This is a genomic window from Photorhabdus heterorhabditis (genome assembly GCF_018448905.1).
Taxonomy (GTDB): Bacteria; Pseudomonadota; Gammaproteobacteria; order Enterobacterales; family Enterobacteriaceae; genus Photorhabdus; species Photorhabdus heterorhabditis.
Genome location: NZ_RCWA01000001.1, coordinates 1 through 20,438, shown reverse-complemented (window position 1 = coordinate 20,438; position 20,438 = coordinate 1). Strand labels below are relative to the sequence as shown.

At 36.7% G+C, this 20,438-nt stretch carries 13 protein-coding genes, 1 tRNA gene and 3 pseudogenes; 2 read left to right on the top strand and 15 right to left on the bottom strand.

Annotated features, from left to right (window positions below; translation table 11 throughout):
* The first annotated feature begins 115 nt into the window (after window positions 1–115).
* Window positions 116–1,303 (top strand): mannonate dehydratase, encoded by a 1,188-nt coding sequence (gene uxuA / locus EAE89_RS00085; RefSeq protein ID WP_214085151.1) that lies wholly within the window; start codon window positions 116–118, stop codon window positions 1,301–1,303.
* Between the two features lie 217 nt (window positions 1,304–1,520).
* On the opposite strand, the gene EAE89_RS00080 is transcribed toward uxuA, so the two are convergent.
* The 12 genes from EAE89_RS00080 to EAE89_RS00025 form a co-directional block, all read right to left on the bottom strand.
* Window positions 1,521–1,706: a hypothetical protein gene (locus EAE89_RS00080; RefSeq protein ID WP_214085150.1), complete on the bottom strand. Its 186-nt coding sequence runs from the start codon at window positions 1,704–1,706 to the stop codon at window positions 1,521–1,523.
* The gene (locus tag EAE89_RS00075; RefSeq protein WP_244866021.1) at window positions 1,699–3,201 is read right to left on the bottom strand and encodes an anti-phage dCTP deaminase; all 1,503 of its coding nucleotides are present in this window, start codon (window positions 3,199–3,201) and stop codon (window positions 1,699–1,701) included. The genes EAE89_RS00080 and EAE89_RS00075 overlap by 8 nt, the downstream gene beginning before the upstream one ends.
* Before the next feature lie 565 nt (window positions 3,202–3,766).
* The gene (locus EAE89_RS00070) at window positions 3,767–5,356 is read right to left on the bottom strand and encodes a serine hydrolase domain-containing protein (protein WP_149617503.1); all 1,590 of its coding nucleotides are present in this window, start codon (window positions 5,354–5,356) and stop codon (window positions 3,767–3,769) included.
* 211 nt (window positions 5,357–5,567) lie between these two features.
* Window positions 5,568–7,172 carry a serine hydrolase domain-containing protein gene (locus tag EAE89_RS00065; RefSeq protein ID WP_214085148.1) on the bottom strand — a complete coding sequence of 535 codons (1,605 nt, stop codon included), beginning with the start codon at window positions 7,170–7,172 and terminating at the stop codon, window positions 5,568–5,570.
* Between the two features lie 220 nt (window positions 7,173–7,392).
* Complete coding sequence (locus EAE89_RS00060; RefSeq protein WP_214085147.1) at window positions 7,393–8,985, bottom strand: serine hydrolase domain-containing protein; 1,593 nt, start codon at window positions 8,983–8,985, stop codon at window positions 7,393–7,395.
* A gap of 207 nt (window positions 8,986–9,192) precedes the next feature.
* Window positions 9,193–10,074: a DMT family transporter gene (locus EAE89_RS00055; protein WP_149617504.1), complete on the bottom strand. Its 882-nt coding sequence runs from the start codon at window positions 10,072–10,074 to the stop codon at window positions 9,193–9,195.
* 565 nt (window positions 10,075–10,639) lie between these two features.
* The gene (locus tag EAE89_RS00050) at window positions 10,640–11,506 is read right to left on the bottom strand and encodes a 2OG-Fe(II)-dependent halogenase WelO5 family protein (protein WP_200905749.1); all 867 of its coding nucleotides are present in this window, start codon (window positions 11,504–11,506) and stop codon (window positions 10,640–10,642) included.
* A 49-nt stretch (window positions 11,507–11,555) separates the two neighbouring features.
* The gene (locus EAE89_RS00045; RefSeq protein WP_149617505.1) at window positions 11,556–12,512 is read right to left on the bottom strand and encodes a fatty acid desaturase family protein; all 957 of its coding nucleotides are present in this window, start codon (window positions 12,510–12,512) and stop codon (window positions 11,556–11,558) included.
* Between the two features lie 780 nt (window positions 12,513–13,292).
* Complete coding sequence (locus EAE89_RS00040; protein ID WP_214085146.1) at window positions 13,293–14,888, bottom strand: serine hydrolase domain-containing protein; 1,596 nt, start codon at window positions 14,886–14,888, stop codon at window positions 13,293–13,295.
* 358 nt (window positions 14,889–15,246) lie between these two features.
* A complete protein-coding gene (locus EAE89_RS00035; RefSeq protein WP_054476301.1) occupies window positions 15,247–16,347 on the bottom strand; it encodes an amidinotransferase in 1,101 nt (366 codons plus the stop codon).
* Window positions 16,348–17,099: 752 nt separating this feature from the next.
* Window positions 17,100–17,405 carry a hypothetical protein gene (locus EAE89_RS00030; RefSeq protein ID WP_054476300.1) on the bottom strand — a complete coding sequence of 102 codons (306 nt, stop codon included), beginning with the start codon at window positions 17,403–17,405 and terminating at the stop codon, window positions 17,100–17,102.
* 731 nt (window positions 17,406–18,136) lie between these two features.
* Window positions 18,137–19,069, bottom strand: a complete 933-nt coding sequence (locus tag EAE89_RS00025) for an alpha/beta hydrolase family protein (RefSeq protein WP_149617507.1) — start codon at window positions 19,067–19,069, stop codon at window positions 18,137–18,139.
* Window positions 19,070–19,682: 613 nt separating this feature from the next.
* Here EAE89_RS00025 and EAE89_RS24265 point away from each other — a divergent pair.
* A pseudogene (locus EAE89_RS24265) lies at window positions 19,683–19,868 on the top strand (hypothetical protein); the annotation flags it as partial.
* On the opposite strand, the pseudogene EAE89_RS24260 reads toward EAE89_RS24265, so the two are convergent.
* The 3 genes and pseudogenes from EAE89_RS24260 to EAE89_RS00005 form a co-directional block, all read right to left on the bottom strand.
* Window positions 19,869–19,976, bottom strand: a pseudogene (locus EAE89_RS24260) (hydroxyacid dehydrogenase); the annotation flags it as partial.
* Window positions 19,977–20,036: 60 nt separating this feature from the next.
* A tRNA-Sec gene (locus tag EAE89_RS00010) sits at window positions 20,037–20,131 on the bottom strand.
* 220 nt (window positions 20,132–20,351) lie between these two features.
* A pseudogene (locus EAE89_RS00005) lies at window positions 20,352–20,438 on the bottom strand (RNA-guided endonuclease InsQ/TnpB family protein); the annotation flags it as partial.

The window sequence follows — 20,438 nt, the reverse complement described above, 5'->3', positions numbered from 1 at the left end:
TCACATAGTTATCTATGCTCCTGGGGATGCGCTCACTTGCCGCCGCACTGCAACTTGAAATCTATTGGGTATATATCCAGTTGTTCTTTCTAAATTTGTGCAAAGGTAAATAACCATGGAACAAACCTGGCGTTGGTTCGGCCCAAATGACCCTGTTTCCTTAGATGATATCCGTCAGGCGGGTGCAACCGGCATCGTTACCGCGTTGCATCATATTCCTAACGGACATGTTTGGCATAAAGATGAGATCTTAGTCCGTAAGACGATGATTGAAGATAAAGGGCTTATTTGGTCAGTTGTTGAAAGTGTACCTGTCCATGAAGAAATTAAAACTCAAACCGGTCACTACCAACAATGGATTAATAACTATAAAACTTCACTAAAAAATTTGGCGGAATGTGGCATTGATACCGTCTGCTATAATTTTATGCCAGTACTCGATTGGACACGCACTGATCTTGAGTACCTGCTTCCTGATGGTTCTAAAGCCTTGCGTTTTGATCAAATTGCCTTTGCCGCGTTTGAGATCTATATCCTCAAACGCCCTAATGCAACAGCCGATTATACCGTTGAAGAACAAACTCAAGCAAAAGTCTATTACGACAATATGTCGGTTCCTGATATTAAGCAACTTACTGCTAATATCATTGCCGGTCTACCGGGCGCCGAAGAAGGCTATACGCTGAAAGAATTTCAGGTTCAATTAGATCGCTACAAAAATATTACCCGCACTAAGCTGCGTGAACATTTAGCTTATTTCCTACACCAGATTGTTCCTGTTTGTGAAGAATATGGTTTACGTCTGGCAATTCACCCGGATGATCCACCGCGTCCTATTCTGGGCTTACCGCGTATTATTTCCACTATTGAAGATATTGAATGGCTGACAACCATTGAACCAAGCCCAGTTAACGGCATTACCATGTGTACCGGCTCCTATGGTGTTCGTGGTGATAATGATTTGGTTGAGATGATTAAGCGCTATGGCAACCGAATCTATTTCACTCATCTGCGCTCCACTCAACGGGAAGAAAACAGCAAAACTTTCCATGAAGCCGCTCATCTGGCTGGTGATGTGGATATGTATAACGTAGTTATGGAAATCCTACGTGAAGAATATCGCCGTAAACAAGCTGGAGATAACCGTTTAATCCCAATGCGCCCTGACCACGGCCATCAAATAATTGATGACCTAAAAAAACAAACTAATCCCGGTTACTCCTGTATTGGCCGTTTAAAAGGTTTAGCAGAAATTCGCGGTCTGGAATTAGGTTTAAAACGGGCATTTTTTGAAAACAAATAATGAGTTTGAGTTATTCACTATATTTACTAGTAACCCTAAAAAGGGTTACTTTATTTAGATGAGGCCACGTTAAAGTAATTGACTACAATTTTATGCACAGGCTCAATTTAAACTAAAATTTTAATTTATGATTTTAATTGATTCATTAATATATAAATTTTGTGTAAAAGCAGAAAATTATTATTGAGCTTTCTATTTTTCAATAAATAAGAATAGGTTATCCCAACTTATTTTCAGCCTCACCTATCGTATAATCCTTAGAATTTAAAACAATATAATCTCTACGAGATACCTTTAGTAGGTTACGGGGAGTTCTCAACCCTACCTTCTTCCAATCTGGCCATTGTTCAACTATTTTACTCGTCTCAGCCAAATAAGCCAAAAACTCTTCTTTCTCAGTCATTTTTTAACTCCTTTATTAAACTATCTACGTTAGTTACCGATCTTGTCTCTCTTTCTATATAAGATAATGGTAGCATCTGCATCCTAAGTCTTCCATCTTTTCTATGCCATTTAACAACTTTACCATTCTTATCTTTTCTTCTTACTTTATATCCTACTCCTAGATTTGTAGAGAACAAGTTAAAGAAACAACGAGGCCCAACCCCCACGAATGGTTCAAAAATCACTTTATTATCAGCAATCTCTTCTTCAGGTGTTGAAATAGAATCAGGATGAAAATCAAAAGCTTTGCTTTTAGGATAAGGTTCAATATAGACAACTCGTTTTATACCACTGGCAACGATATGTTTTGCACAATTATGACAAGGGAATGTAGTACAATACAATATCCCATTATGAGTACTAATATTACTTCTTGCACATGTCAAGATGGCCTCCATTTCAGCATGCACAACCCTGCCATATTCAGTAATATCTTTTATCTTACTTTTAAGAATATATTCCTTAAATACTTCCTTTTCCTCATCTGGAATATCTTTAAGTATATCCTCAACAATCAATCTTTTCTCTTTCGCGTTTGAATCTTCACCTACCTTATAATCTCTACCATTTTCAATATCTTCAATTGAATCTCCGACATAATCAGGCCAATATAATCCTCCGCCGAATTGTGGTACATCATTAGCGCCAGTTGAGACTATGTTCTTATCTTTCGTTAATACAGCACCAACCTGACGGGAAAGATCTCCAGATCGCAACGAAGCAGAAAAAGCCATGAACATAGCGTATTCATCAAAAGTTGGGGTGACATATGGATTACCAAAAATAAGATCTAATATTCTCCATATATTATTGTCAGTTCTATTTTTATTTCCATCATAATGTATAAAGAAATCTGATAATTCATAAGTATCTCTAGTATACTGCCCCCATTTATTTCCCTCATTAGAATCACGATTAATCAATTCTTTAGCTTTTATTTCATCAATACATTTATCAACGATAAGATTGCTTAACCTCTGAGACTCACTCGTATATACACCTATCAAGAAAAAGCCATTTGCATAAATATCCCTTAATGCATTGACTTCATCTGGATGCTTAAGTGAATTTATAATATACGCTTTCCTAACCGATGGTACTGGTAAAGAATGCTTCTTCTCTCTTCCTTTATTTATCTTTGCTGCCGCAGCTAATGCCAATATAGAATTATCCTGACTAGACTCTCTTAAATAATTACCCTCTGACATTAAACAACTTATCCTTTCATAATTATCCTTTGTTGAGGCAATATCTCTTAATACTGAAATGATTTCAGCAGATATTCTTATCTCCTGTACATCATACCTGAACGCATTAAGCTTCTGAGTTATAGAATCTTTAATTATTCCCAAATCGGTTCCTACAGCACCAACTAACCCAATAACGACCTCAGAATCAAGATCACAAGATATCTGATCATCTTCAGATGAATATGTTTTATTGTTATTAATCATGTTAAATATTTCCATTCATTATTTTTTTAATTTGTTTAAAATAACGTTATTTACATCTATAAAAATGCAATATCACATTCAAAACAATATGATTTCATCGATGAATATAAATGTTTTATTTACTTTACCTTGTATATTATTATTTAAGCTTTTTCCTAACACCAGATTAGAAAACATGAATCAATATTACATAATTTACCATTTATCACACATTTATCTCGCTTTATTGCCATAAAAATTAAATCTTATCTCTAATTAGAAATAAGAATTTATTCTTAATGCACTGGAGATCGATGGGAATATAAACTAAAAACAAACCATGAAGCAATCAAAATATTAAAATAATGTCGGACAGGCAGAACATCGTCATAATAGTTCTGCCTAGAAATAAATAAATTATACCTGTTATCTTTCAAGCTAATGCTTTGTTGGCTGCGTTCTCTTGCCGCCGCACTGCGGCTTGAAATCTATTGGGTATAGATAGAAAATATCTTTATGCTCTCAATCGAATCTCTTCATCCTATAAAAAAGCATTATTCTTAATGCATATTTACAACCTTATCAATTAAACCGGGACAAATTCTATCTTCCAACAACGTGAATCATTGACATAAAGATGAGGTTTATTGGTATCAGAGTCCAATTCAAAATCAATAATCAGTTCTGTAGCCCGAGAGAAATAACTATTATCGTAAACCCACCGTAAAGCTTCTTTTTTACCGGGTAAAACAACCGCATCAATATAAATCTCACCACTAGAGACTTCAATATTGATAATCGATTCTGTTTCGTGATTGAAATAGCGTCCTGACAATTGCTGAATATCGATATCACCTTTATCAATCATCTTTTTCAAATAAAAAACATTGTCATTTTCATCAATCTGTTCCAGTGCGATAATATCATTATTTTCAATGATAGGTCTGAACCGGAATTCTCCTCCTTTTTCCTGGAATGTACCATCAGCGTTAAAAATAATCGGATTACCTTTTTCAAATAAATTACCTAATAAATAAGTTTCTTCCTTGGTAATAATATAAGGATAGGGATCAACCCCTTTGAACATACCGGTGATATCGATATTATTAGTTTGGCAATGCTCTGGCTCAGTCATGTCAGTATTAAATAACACATTAAGACATTGATTAACAAATTCAGAGACATTCATGCCTGTTGCAGCCGTAATCACGATACCTAATTTAACATCAGGTAAAATACAAACCTCCGCTTTAAAACCACCATAGGAACCATCGTGCCGTATTATCTTTTGTCCTTCACGCTGACTGATAATAAAACCGTAAGCATAATTGTTGCGATTACCATTAGTTAAATTTGGCATACGAGATAAATGAGGTAACATATCCCGAACAATCGATGGTGAATAAAATGCTTTCATCCAGCGACACAAATCACTCACTGTAGAACGAAGCCCTGCACTACCTATAGTTGAATCGTTGTGATCATATCTCATCCATTGATTTGCATCTTCGTTATAGACATAACCTATCGCCCGATCAGAGATAATCTCAGTAACCTCATCATAGAAAGAAGTATTATTCATCTTTAATGGGATAAAAATATTTTCTTTCGCATATTCCCTTAACGATTTACCTGAAACCACTTTGATGATTTCCGCCAACAAATTATAGCCCATATTGCTATACCGAAAACGTTCCCCTGTAGTGAAATTAAGTACTTGTTGCCGTTTAATTAGTTTTCTCAATAAATCTATACTACGATGGTCAAAATCTGAATTTTTACCTGCCAAGCCATAGGGAAGATATTTATCCCGTAATCCACTGGTATGATGAATAAGATGCTCAATGGTAATATCAGAAAAATGTGCCGGGAAATAATCTACATATTTTCCAACTTTATCCTTGACGTTGAGCTTTCCTTCTTTTTCCAGCAAGGCAATACAAAAAGCCGTGAATTGTTTTGAAACACTCGCCATATAGAATTTCGTATTTTGGGTTACAGCAGCAGCATGTTCAATGCTGGATTGCCCGATATAGCGTTTATAAATGGTTTCATTTCCGTGGGTAACAGCAATCGCGAGGGCGCCGCCATTTTTCTTATTTTCAATATCAATTAAATTATCTATTTTCTTGAGAAGCAACTTAATATTATCTCTAGATATCGTTAATTCCATCATTAATTCCCTTATTTAAGGTTATAAAACAGGCAAAATAATAAATATACCCGTCATCTTTCAAGTTGCCTCTTTGTTAGCTGCACTCACTCACCCCGGTCACTGAATTATCTATGCTCCCGGGGATTCGCTCCCTTACCGCCGCCCTGCAACTTGAAATCTATTGGGTATAATAAAAAATACCTTCAAGCTCTCCTGTCCTGCTAAGGCAGTGTTATCTCCTATCAATTAGAACGAACTCTATCCTCCAACTGCGGGCATCATTGATATAGAGACGTGGTTTATTAGTATCAGGATCTAATTCAAAATCAATAATCAGTTCAGCACCAGGAGAGAAATAACTATTCCCGTAAATCCGCCATAAGACTTCTTTTTTACCTGGATAAACTATTCCGTCAATCTCAATTCCATCACCAGAAACAGAAATAACAAACGTTGCTTCTGTTTCATGGCTATAATAACGTCCTGACAATAGTTGAATATCGACACCACCGTCATCAACCCTTTTTTTAAGATAGAAGACATTGCCATTTTCATCAATCTTTTCCAATGCAATAACACTGTCATTTTCAATGACCGGTCTGAACCGGATTTTACCGCCTTCTTCCTGGAATGTACCGTCCGAGTTAAAAATAATCGGGTTACCTTTTTCGAATAAATTACCTAACAAATAAGTATCTTCCTTGGTAATAATATTAGGATAAGGCTCATCCCCTCGGAAAATACCGGTGATATCAATATCACGAGTTAGACAATGCAGTTTTTCTGGCTCAATATGGGGGGTGTTAAATAATATATCAATATGCTGTTCCACCCACTGACTCACCTCAACACCTGTTGCTGCAATAATCGCAATACCTAATTTAGCTTCCGGTAAAATGCAAACATGAGATTTAAAACCAGCATAGGAACCACCGTGTTGTATTATCTTTTGCCCTTCGCGTTGGCTGATAATAAAACCGTAGGCATAATTATTACGATTACCATTGGTTAAATCTGGTGTACGGGATAATTGAGGCAACAGATCCTGAACAATGGATGGCGAATAAAACGCTCTCATCCAACGACACAAATCATTTACCGTAGAATACAGCCCTGAACCACCGACCACCGCATCGTTGAGATCATCTCTTATCCACTGATGCAAGCCCGCGTTATAAGCGTAACCCATTGCCCGATCAAAGATAATCTCGGTAACATCATCGTAGAAAAAGGTATTTTTCATCTTTAATGGAATGAAAATATTTTCTTCTGCATATTTCCTCAACGATTTACCTGAAACTACTCTGACTATTTCCGCCAGCAAATTATAGCCCGTATTGCTATAAAGATAATATTCTCCAGGCGAAAAGTTAAGTACCCGTTGCCGTTGGGTCAATTTTCTCACTAAATCAATATGACGATGATCAAAGTCGGAATTTTTGCCCGCCAGGTTATAAAGCATAAATTCATCCCGTAATCCGCTGGTATGATGAATAAGATGCTCAATGGTAATATCAGAAAATTCTGCGGGGAAGTAATCTAAATATTGTCCAACTTTATCCTTGACGCAGAGCTTTCCTTTTTTCTCCAACAAGGCAATGCAAAAAGCCGCGAATTGTTTTGAAGTACTCGCTAAATAAAATTTAGTTTTAGGGGTTATAGCAATAGCATATTCAATGCTGGCTCGCCCGATACAACGCTCATAAATAGTTTTATTTCCATGGGTGACAGCAACCGCGAGCGCTCCCCCCATTTTTTTATTTTCAATATCAACCAATTCATTTATTTTCTTGAGAAACAATTTAATCTTATCTGTAGATATCGTCGATTCCATCATTAATTTCCTTATTTACAATTATCAAATAGAGCACATATATTCAGTTTAATAGAAATACATATGTGGACTGTACTGTAAGACGTAAACAAGAAATATCCAAGTGACAATGATTATCATTTAATGTATGAGCAGCAATATAAAGTAACTATGAGAGCTGATATTTACGAAAAACAGGCAGAACATAAATATAATAGTTCTGCCTGATTGATCACTTTATAAATTAAACTGCAACGAATTCTATTTTCCAACAACGTGCATCACTGATATAAAGATGAGGCTTATTGGTATCAGGATCTAATTCAAAATCAATAATCAGTTTAGTACTGGGAGAGAAATAACTATTCCGGTAAATCTGCTGTAAAATTTCCTTTTTAACAGGATAGATAATCCCATCAATACTAATCCCATTACCAGCTGATATAACAGAAATAACTGCCTCCATTTCACGGCTATAATAACTCCCTAATAATCTATTAATATCGACACCACCATCATCAATTTGCTTTTTAAGATAAAAGACATTGTCACTTTCATCAATCTGTTCCAATGCAATAACACTGTCATTCTCAATAACGGGTCTGAACCGGATTTTACCGCCTTTCCCCTGGAATGTACCGTCAGCGTTAAAGATTATTGGGTTACGGTCTTCTAACAAATTACTTAAAAAATAAACATCTTCTTTGGTAATAATATAAGGATAAGACTCTATCCCTCGGAAAACACCCGTGATATCAATATCACTGGTTAGGCAATGCGGTTTTTCTGGCTCAATATCAGTGTTAAACAATATATCAATATTCTTATCCACCCAGTCAGCAACATTAATATCTGTTGCAGAAGTAATCGCGATACCTAATTTAGCATCTGGTAAAATAACAATATTAGCTCTGAAACCAGCATAAGTACCACTGTGGTGTATTATCCTTTGCCCTTCACGTTGGTCGATATCCAAACCGTAAGCATACTTATTGCGATTGCCATTGATTAAATCTGGTGTACGGGATAATTGAGGCAACAGATCCTGAACAATAGATGGCGAATAAAACGCTCTCATCCAACGACACAAATCATTCACAGTGGAATGAACCGCTGCACTACCTACCACAGAATTGTTGATATCGCTTCTTATCCACTGATGTGAATCTTCGTTATAAGTGTAACCCATCGCCCGATTAGGGATAATCTCGGTTATATCGTCAAAAATAACGGTATCTTTCATCTTTAATGGGGCAAAAACATTTTCTTCTGCATATTTTCTCAGCGTCTGACCTGAAACCACGCTGATTATTTCTCCCAAAAAATAATAGCCTGTGTTGCTATAAAGATGATATTCTCCTGGGGTAAAGCTAAGTATCTGTTGCCGTTGAGTCAGCTTTCTTACTAAATCAGCATTGCAGTAATCAAAATCTGAGTTTTTACCTGCCAGATTATAAAGTAAAAATGTATCCCGTAACCCGCTGGTATGGTGAATAAGATGCTCAATGGTAATATCAGAAAAACGCTCAGGAAAATCATCCAAATATTGTCCGACCTTATCCTTAACGTTGAGCTTTCCTTCTTTCTCCAACAAAGCAATACAAAAAGCTGTGAATTGTTTTGAGGCACTCGCCAAATAGAATTTAGTATTTGGCTGTATAGCAATAGCATGTTCAATGCTGGCTTGTCCAATATGGCGCTGATAAATCGTTTCATCACCGAAGGTAACAGCAACAGCGAGAGCCCCACCCTTTTTTTTATCTTCAATATTAACCAGTTCGTCTATTTTATTAATAAACAATTTAATATTATCTATAGATATCGCTGATTCCATCATTCATTCCCTAATAATTTAACGTGATACAAACATGATATATATGCAATTTGGTAATACGACATATGCGGGCAGTACTGTAAGATGGAAATAGACAACATACAAATGATAATGATTGTCATTTAATATATAAGGAGCAATACAAAGTAACTGAGGTGCTTAAGTCCACAAGGGAACTGCCAGGCTGATTACAACCCGGCAAATATAGATTTATTCGGTGGAAAGCGATATTTTCTTTGTACGAAATACCAGGAAAAGCCCTAACAAAATGGCTACCATTCCCAACAAACTTAGAGTAGATAATGAATTTCCCAAAAACAAATAATCCATTACAGCCGTCACCCCAGGAACGAGATAAAAAAGGCTGGTTACATTCACCAAATTACCTGCCCGAATGAGCCGATAAAGTAATAATTGAGCCACAACAGAAATAACTAATCCAAGCCATAACAACGAAATAATAAAGCCAGGCACCAGCTGAAATTCAAAAGGCTGAAAAGGAATAAATAGCAAGCAAAGCAATAGGCTAACACCATATTGTAGAGGTAAAACTACAGAAGGAGCTTGATGAATTCGTTTCTGTAAAATCGCCCCGATACTCATACAAGCCAGTGCTGCCAAAGCAAAAGTAATACCGGCCAGAGAAAATCGGGACAGCACGAGACTTTGATACACCACTAATATCAAACCCAGCAACGCTAACAATAAACCCGCCAAACGTACAGCCGAAAAACGGCGCTCGATGACTAACAATGTAATAATCGGTTGAATTCCCATCACTGTAGCCAGAACTCCGGGGGTAATTCCATTGTCCAGCGCGAAAAAATAACAAATAGAATAACCACCGATTAGCAGAATGCCGGTACTGGCTACTTGTTTACGCGTACCCTGTTCGGGCAGGAAATGGCCCTTACGCCCGAACAATAATCCCAGAAATATCAAAAAAATAAGCGCAACAGCAAAACGCATTGAAAGAATGGCAAACGCGGTACTGTGGTCAAGTCCCCACCGCGAAAAAATCGCACCACTACTCCACAACAAAACAAACAGCAAAGTCGAGCCATAAGAGACCCATAGGGCTTTAGAAATCATCGGAATCACACCTGTCTTATGTTTTAGCTAAGCCAGCACAGCCAAATCTGGCAACACGTTGCATGCAAACCATCTCTCAGAAACGAGAATATTACACAGTTATATACCCGTCATCTTTCAAGTTGCTTCTTTGTTGGCTGCACTCACTCACCCCGGTCACATAGTTATCTATGCTCCCGGGGATTCGCTCCCTTGCCGTCGCGATGCATCTTGAAATCATAGGGTATAGATAATAAAGGAGGTGGCGGTGGAGCTGGGGGAGAAGTGAAAAAATGCATGTACACTTCTATGGTTGTTAATGCTAAGCCAATAGACGCAATCAGTGTATACCTGTTATCTTTCAAGTTGCCTCTTTGTTGGCTGCACTCACTCACCCCGGTCACATAGTTATCTATGCTCCCGGGGATTCGCTCCCTTGCCGTCGCGATCCATCTTGAAATCTATTGGGTATACATGCAAGTAATAACATAGTATGCGTCTTATAATATTTTATATTAATTATTTAAATGTAGCTGCATATCTCGCTATGGTCAAATATCTGTGGAACTATTTTCAATATCATGATTTATGTCCACCAGATAAGATCACCATTTTGCTGCACACCCATAAAACAAGTCACAAGCAATCGCCGTTCTGGTACAGATAGGGTATTACCATTCAGTACTGCATGTATTAAATTTCCATTCAGCAATATCAAATCCCCCGCCTCAATATTGATTACCATGTTTGCATGATTTTCCAATAATTCTGCTGGATAGGGAAAACCACTGTAAGTTAAACCAAGGGTACTACGTGATTGGTTGTCAGGTTGAATATTCCATACTTTTAATTGCCCTCCATTTTGGGGAACGTCAGCGTAAAAATTTACCGCCATGACACGATTAATTTGTTGGACCTCAAAATCGCTCTGACGTGGGTCGCTCAACTGTGCAAGATCATCATGAGGTAACAACAGGAATTCACCGAAATTATTCCAATACACAATTTTTACGTTACCCGCAGCAACACCATGATACATAGCAGGACGCGTTACCTGTGGTTTATTCCCACTAAAATACGTTATTTGCTCTATGAAATGATCAATTGGATTGATCGTATCCTGGAAAATCTCACTCATTGCCGGGCGGAAATTTTCTACTTCTTCTATATATTGGCGGGTATTTTTTTCAATATGAGATGCCCCGATAAAATATCCCTCAACACCATCAATACCATCTCCGTAACGGGGAGTGAGTGCTGGAGAACGCCAAAAATTTTCAATTATTTTCTTTCTTTGTTCTGGTAAAAGAAAATGACTAATCCGGCAAGCGGCAAGATGACCATCCAGAAGATCAGAAACCGCATTCATAGATATATTATTTGATGTTTCGTATACCATAAATTCTGACTTTGCCAGCTTTGTTCCTCTAATATCGAATTTTTCTTGCATCATAGCAGACTCCTTTAATAATAAATTCGTCGGACTTTCCAATTACCGGGAACTATTTTTGGTTTATAGATTTATGCAGTAAGGGTCTACGTTTGTGTAAAAAACCCAATATTGCAGGTACTGGGCTGACAACTCTTTCCTGTGCTGAAAGTTTAGTTAGATATTTCTTACGTAAATTAGGTAACAACTTCCAATGAGTGTCACCTGAAATATGATGTTCTTGATGATAACCATCATTAAACATCAATAAATTATAAATTCTCCCATAATAACTGACTGAATTTGAAAATCTATTCTCTGGCTGTGCACCATAATGCTCATAATAGTTTTGTATATTAACCAAGATAAAAGCAAAATAGAGAGAGGGTAAATAGCAAAATAACGCCCATTTCCATGATAAGGTGAATAAGATAATAACCCACATTGCTTGAAATAACCTATCTAACCTCAATTGCCATAACTCTTTAATTTTCCTCGCCTTGTCTTTCGAAAGGAGTTGTTCATATCCCTTATCAACGTTGCTAAACGGTTTATGCCAGATAAATACAGCCCAAAACATACGAACAAAACTGTTATATAGAGTGAATATTCCACCAAGGACAGAATAGTTCCAAAGAGAGCTATGCTCCCCGATTTCTTTTCCATTTATAAAAGTAGAAGACGTATCCTGTGGTCCATTTTCACCTACTCCCCGGTCGTTATTATATTTGTGGTGATTACGAACATGGGACAGATGATAAGCCTGTACAGACTGTCCAATATTCATTGAATTCAGTATAGACACAAGCATATTCATGGTACGAGAAACAAACCAGGGAGTATGAGTGAAAAAATGTGATATCACTATTATGTTGTAAGTTGTCATCAGTGTCAGCAGCACAACATTACCCAACCAACCCACAAGAGTGAAATTATCCCAATATACAACCAGAGTAACAGTAGCAACCACATGCAATATACTTAATGTAAACATTACCGCATCCCAAGAAGAATGTTTCCAGATGCTCATAGCGGCTCCTCGTCAAAATAAGATTGTAAACTTCTGCGTCGCTTTACATCCACTGTTACACCATGGAAATAAACCGAAAGAATTAAAATTCCTGAAATTACATAGAATCGGAATAAACCCCCAATGTTTTATTGCTGCGATCCTTGGTTCATCCTACATTTCAACAATCACCTGATTAGTGAATCTTTAACCCCTTTTCTGGATTAATCATCAGTTTCCCAAATGCTATATACCCAATGGATTTCAAGATGCATCGCGACAACAAGGGAGCGAACCCCCAGGAGCATAGATAACTATGTCATAGATAACTATACTCCTAGGGTAAGTGAGTAGGCAACCTGAAAGATAACGGATATAAGAACAAATATAGCATCATTATACATAGATTGATCATCATTAAATTCAAAAACGTGAATACGATAATAATTATCTAAATGACGCCAAAGCCATTCGAAATCATTCTGGCGCGACTAGCAATACCCGCAATAGTGACCTTTCATAAAGATTTAGTTTAAAAATCATAACATTGATTATTTAAAACAGTATAAAACTCTTAAAAAATTTATTTTTTCATTAATAGCATATGGGCATTTGATTTTATAAAAAATTGAACTTAAACAGAGTTATCATTATTTCCAAAAAATTACCCTGAATAAATAAATAGATATTTATAATGTTCGCATTAGGTCAAGAATATAATTATTCTAACCAAGATAATTATGTTCTCATATAATCCGCTCAATCCTGCCAGAGAAATGCTATTCTCAATTCGTATTTACACTAAATGGCGCCGAACTCCACCTTCCAGCACCGTGAATCGCTAAGATAGAGATGAGGTTGATTCGTATCAAAATCCAACTCAAAATCGATAACAAACCTCGTTACCGGAGAGAAATAACTATTAGCATAAACCCGATGTAATACTTCTTTTCTTTCAGGCGAAAAAATCGCATCAATATAAACATCACCATCAGAAGCAGCAATAAAAAGAGTCGCTTCTGTTTCATGACTATAATATCGCCCTAAAAATTGCCGAATATCGATATAACCTTCATCGATCATCTTTTCAAAATAAAGAATATTCCCGTTCTCACTAATCTGTTCCAATGCAATAACACTCTCATTTTCAAGGATGGGCCTGAATCGAATTGCACTTCCTACTTCATGGAACGTACCGTCATGGCTAAAGATAATCGGTTTACCTTTTTCGAATAAATTACCTAATAAATAGCAATCTTCTTTGGTAATAATATAAGGATAAGGATCTTCCCCCCGGAAAATACCGGAGATATCGATATCACTGGTTAGGCAGTGCGGTTTTTCTGGCACAGAAATATCAATGTTAAACAATATATCAAGGCACTGGTTAACCCATTTAACAACATTAATACCTGTCGCAGCAGTAATAGCGATACCTAATTTAGCATCAGGTAAAATACAAACTTCTGATCTAAAGCCGGCAGAGGAGCCATCGTGTCGTATTATCTTTTGCCCATCACGGTAATCGATAACAAAACCATAGGCATATTTATTACGATTACCATTGGTTAAATCCGGCGTACGGGATAACAGAGGAAGCAAATCTTGAACAATAGATGGGGAATAAAATGCTCTCATCCAACGACACAGATCATTCATAATAGAATGAACACCTGAAGCACCGACTACTGAGTCGTTAAGATCATCTCTTATCCACAGGTTCTTACTCTCGTCATAGATGTAACCCATTGCCCGGTTAAAGATAATCTCAGTTACATCATCATAAAAACCAGTATCCTTCATCTTTAATGGGACAAAAACATTTTCTTCTGCATATTTTCTCAACGACTTGCCTGAAACCACTCGAACAATTTCCGCCAGCAAATTATAGCCCGTGTTGCTATAGAGATAGAATGTCCCCGGCGTGAAGTTAAGCACTTGTTGCCGCTGGGCCAGTTTTCTCACCAAATTAAGATTGCGGTGGTCAAAGTTCGAATTTTTACCTGCCAATCGATACAGCATAAATTCATCACGTAATCCGCTAGTATGATGAATAAGATGTTCAATGGTAATATCAGAAAAGTACTCAGGAAAGTAATCCAAATATTGCCCAACCTTATCCTTAATACCGAGCTTTCCTTCGTTTTCCAATAAGGCAATGCAAAAAGCTGTGAATTGCTTTGAAACACTCGCTAAATAAAATTTAGTACCAGGATTTATAGCAACAGCGTGTTCAATACTGGCTTGGCCAATATAACGCTCATAAATGATTTCATTTTCATAAATAACAGCCGCCGCCAGTGCACCACCATTTTTTTTATTTTCAATATCAACCAGTTCGTTTATTTTCTTGAGAAAGAATTTAATATTGTTTGCAGATATCGCCGATTCCATCATTAATTTCCTCACTTAAGGTTAGACAAACAAAGTCTGGTGGCGCAGCTGGGGAGAAATGAAAAAATGCATGCACACACCTACTGAGGTTAATACTAACCTAGTAGAAACTAGTATGCATGCGAATAATAACATGGTATATACAGTCTTCTAACATTTAATTTGGTTATTTAAATGTAGATGCATATTTCACTATGGTCAAATATCTGCGAGCTATTTTCACTATCATAAGCACTTTTTCAATAGTAAAATTACGCCAATACATAACCAAACCAACGTAATAATGGCTACCCTAATACAGAAAGCTTAATGTGAACATTACGCATTCCAATAAAATATTGCCAGATAGCCATAGCTGCTTTTAGTCAAAATAAGATTGTAAACTTCCGCGTCGCCTTACATCTACGGTTGCACAATGGAAGGAACCACCGAAGGAGTTAAAATTCCTGAAATTACATGGAATCGGAGTAAAACCCCAACGTTTCATCGCCGCGATCATTGGCTCATCCTGCTTTTCAACAATCACGCGATTCTCATCCAACATCAGAATATTCATATTGATCCATTTACTGGTCATATACAACGGATGATCGTCAGGAATAATCGGCTCAGGGGCATGTAACACATCCCATCCTTTAAACAGTTCAGGAATCTTTAACACCTTCTCTGGATTAATCAATAACTTCCCAGGCGCCATAGGAACAAATGTGGCATCAATATGCATAGGGCTATCATCGTTAAATTCAAAAACGTGAATACGATAATCATCACCTATATGACGACGAAGCCATTCGATACCAAATTCATTCGTCACATGGCTCTTTTGCGCAATAATATCTCGCCCACAACGGATAAAGTCCGCAGCATCAAATGTCGGTTCAAATTCAGTCACAGCAAGGCGAGTACTATCCTTACCATCATCCTGATACCACTCAAAATCATATTGTTCATCTATTAACTGTGGTTTTGGCCCCGCGCTCCATCTCGCTCCTTGCTTAAAATAATCTTTAAGTAAAGTTTTATATGCCGCCGTTTCAAAATAACGGGAACGCCACGCCAGCGGGCATTCAATAATATCATCACCAATAACTAACAGGGCATCACGAGGCATGGCACAATATAGCCCAGTACTGCTCCAACCGGGCGCCCCAAATACCTGAGATTGATCTTGAGGCTCGGGCCGACGTACTTTAACCCCTTCACTTTCGAGAATATGAACAAACTCTTCTAACTCTCTGGATGCTGCCTCAATCCGCTCTTTTGGAAATGACCGTCCTGCATTCCGGTGAAAAGTCTCAATCTGATTCGGCGGTAATACCGGCTCTATCGCCATATGCCAACCAGGAAATCTGGCACCATCAACTACACCAACAATAACCTCTTCAAGCGGGTCCCATTCGTTAAAAGAATTAACTGGGGAAGAATTTTTACTATCATTATCTGTTAAATTTGAATCAAGCATGTCATCTCCTGATATTTTAATATTATGTCGCATTAAAACTGTAACAACTGTATTAATTGCGACCCTAACACCATCAATGGTGACTTCGTATGAAAAATTCAGTTCAAATATGCAATCATACGTAATATTATTAGCTTACATATCTTTAAATTTGGAAATTAAATAACTATGACTACTTTAAGGTTAATAAATTCCGTCAAAGATCACAATTTCGGTTATTTATAAAAGGTAAAAACGGTTAAATATTTTATTTTTTCACCATGAGACATTAAATGACAGCAACAATATACCAAAACAACCTTATATATAAACCTCAATCGACGTTATAAATTTGTCTGCATGCAATAATATATGGACATTTAAATTTGTAAAGTAATTAAACCCAAGCCTATAAAACAAAGCTAATGTTATTATTTGATATATTATTATTACCTTTAAAACATTACCTCAAATAAACCACAATTCATTTATAAGAAGTAAATTAATATAATAAGTGTGACATACTCCCGTTATGAAATTAAATTAACCAAGTGCAAAAAATTCTTGTTATTTTAATCCAATATAAATCACTTTAACGAAACAGGCAGAACAGTTATATTAACGTTCTGCCTGGGGTTAAGTGCATCTAGTAGAAAACATCTTTTTGAATTGAATAAAACCAGCTCTATCTGATTATATCTTTCAAACAAAATTCAATTATTCTACCGAATATATTATTCCATGCACTCATTCAGAGATTTAATAAAGACTTATTAAATCTCTACTCCTACTATATATTTTATCTTAGTAAGATTGCTTTTCGCAATTTTTACTTTTACATCTAATTTTTCATGAAGAACACGTAAAAGAGACAGATAGAGCAGCACAATCTTCTCTTTATCCTTATCACCATCCACCAGTAATAGATGGAAATCATCAACTACGCCTAAAATATTCAGGCTAACGATGACTGAACTGGGTGACAAAATATCAACCTTAACCTTCTCTACCTTACCGACTTTAAGCTCATCATCTACAAGCAGCTCTTCATGTAGCAAAATATCTTTTTTAATCATCATAATATAAACTCCACAATTTAATGTAACTAATTGATAAATAACTTATATTACTCAAGAATACAAACAATAAGCTATTTATCTTGCCCATATAAAATTGTAACCATTTTCACTAGAAAATAAGTGTATATCAGGAATTTATCCAGCATTTAGATAATATATACAGCATTTTTGATGCCATATTGCTGCCTTATCTAATACATATAACTATAGATGCCATTAATGTATTGTCAATAAAATACAAAAATAAATTTAATTAATTTAAAATCAATATTTTATTAGCAAAAAACAAATAAAAAAGACATTACATCCTATAATGAACATAATATATTGTTGATTTTCCCCTTCTAATATAATGACATACATGAATGATAATGAGAAATAACCTTGTAATTTCCCTCGACTATATAAAAGGTAAAACCGAGAACATATCGCAAAAACAACGAATAGTTCATAACATTTTAATATTATATTTTATGGAAATTACAAGCAGCATATTAATAATATGATAGTTCATAGGGAATAATATAATTACATCCCATTCCACAACGATAATAATAAAAATAAATTTCATGTAATTATCTAATTATTAAATATACCCCTCATCTTTCAAGTTGCTGCTTTGTTGGCTGCACTCACGGTCACATCGTTATCTATGCTCCCGGGAAGGCGTTCACTTGCCGTCGCGCCGCATCTTGATGATCCATAGGGTATATCATGCAAATTACAAGCTCTTACCCAGAAGTTCTGGATAGCCAATTCCTTATATCTTCAACAATAGGAGCAACTTGCAAAACACCTTCACTATTTTTAAATCCATGGTTCAATCCCGAATATTGGTAGAAAGTAATATTATTTTTCTTTAATTGCTCCTCCATTTTCATAGCTGCACTCACACTGACCGAGTTATCATTCAATGTTTGAATAATCAGAACCGGTCTTTTCGTCTGATTTAATACTTTATATTGATTAATACCCAATGCAACTTTCCACCAATTAGTGCCATGATTACTCATTTCCAGCTTACCCGTATTATTGCTGTTATGTATTCTTTGCTGGAATGCTCTAAATCCTTTAATCGCCTGATCAATATGTTCTGGTGGAACTTCACTCTTCATACTATGAATAATATCATCAGCTAAATACCGACCGCCACCATTCAGTGAGATTGTTCTATCAATATAGTTAACTTGCGATGTAATTAAATTGGCAACCGTCGCCCCTTCACTGCCACCCAATATAATGATTTTTTTATATTTATTTTGATTTTTCAGATAACCAATGATCTGAATATAATCCTTAACCCGCTGTTCTGGCGTATCTAATTCTATATAAGCCTTGGGACAATCTGAACGCTCACCGGCATCAGACCAAGGAAGTAATGCACTAATACCATATTTCTCCACGGTTAGCACATCTGTATCTGGATAAATATCATTGAATGTCTCATTTACAAACTTATTATTAGCTATACTATTACAATCAGAACCTTGTATCAGCACCAATAGGTTTTTACCTTCTCTTTGCTTAAGATAGTAAGTTATTTCACTACCATCATGACGGAAAAACTGTTTATGTGTATTCGAGTAAACGAAACCTATATAACATGTAAAAATCAGAATTGACGTCAGAATCTTCTGTCGTAAATTAAAACAATATGCTTTCATTAACATCTCCTTTAGCAGACATGTTTAAAGACCACAAATTAGCAATATTGTTCCTGTCAGAAAAATTTTTAGAATTTAAAATCAAGGTTCAACACTTTTTTATCCTAAGTACTAATTACAATCACCAAATCCTCAATCCACTTGGAGATACAAAATAAAGAACAATTACGGTGATATCCAAGATGTTAAGATGAATTACACCAATGCAGATTTTCTGTCAGCAAAGCCAAAGCATTACTTCGCTTAAGCCAATTAATTGAAGCTGGTGAATTAACATTAACAATCTCTGATGATGAACAAGATATTCAGCAGCTAACAGATAATTTACTCGCTATAAAAGGCATTGGTATGTGGACAATTAACTATACCTGTTATCTTTCAAGTTGCCTCTTTGTTGGCTGCACTCTCTCACCCCGGTCACATAGTTAGCTATGCTCCCGGGGATTCGCTCCCTTGCCGTCGCGATGCATCTTGAAATCTATTGGGTATATACCTGTTATCTTTCAAGTTGCCTCTTTGTTGGCTGCGTTCACTTACCCCAGTCACATCGTTATCTATGCTCCTGGGGATGCGTTCTCTTGCCGCCACACTGCAACTTGAAATCTATTGGGTATATTCCCTGTTACGGGGATTTAATTACCTGAACGGTTCATTACATGGTGATGTTGCAGTAAGACGTAATATCCAAAGATTGTTCAATCAAAATGAAAAAATTTCCGCAGAACAAGCAGAAAAATGGTTGGCGGAATTGAGTACCACGAGTAGATCCGACGCGATAACCGATAGCGAGGATCATTGAGAGGTTGTAATGCAGTGTATTACGATTAACTTGTCGATTGCCCTCTTGTCGAACTTGTAAGAAAGACTTACAAGTTGAATTTTGTACAAGTTCACCCTCATCATAGATAATCTTAACATGCTGTGTGAAGGGATTTTTCGAGCTTAGTGGAGTTCAGGAGAGCTTAATTGGCGGAAGATCACAGGAGTCGAACCTGCCAGAGACCGCTGGCGGCCTCATCTGGATTTGAAGTCCAGCCGCCCCACCGGGGACGATGATCTTCCCTATGTACCTGTTATCTTTCGGTCACATCGTTAGCTATGCTCCCGGGGATTCGCTCCCTGGCCGTCGCGATCCATCTTGAAATCTATTGGGTATAAATACCAAAGAATTATGAAAAGCAGCCAATCATAGCGCAGATTATCTGGCTTCTGAATCCGTTTGCTGAAATCATTCTCAATTTGGTGACTGCTCCCCGCCCTGTCGGGCGAGGCTTCCCACTTCCTAGGCCGCAACCGTCTGTGTGACGGATTTACACTGGCCTCCATGGGCAGAAACGACGAGTCCCGCCGCTTGTAATTCCAGTATTCC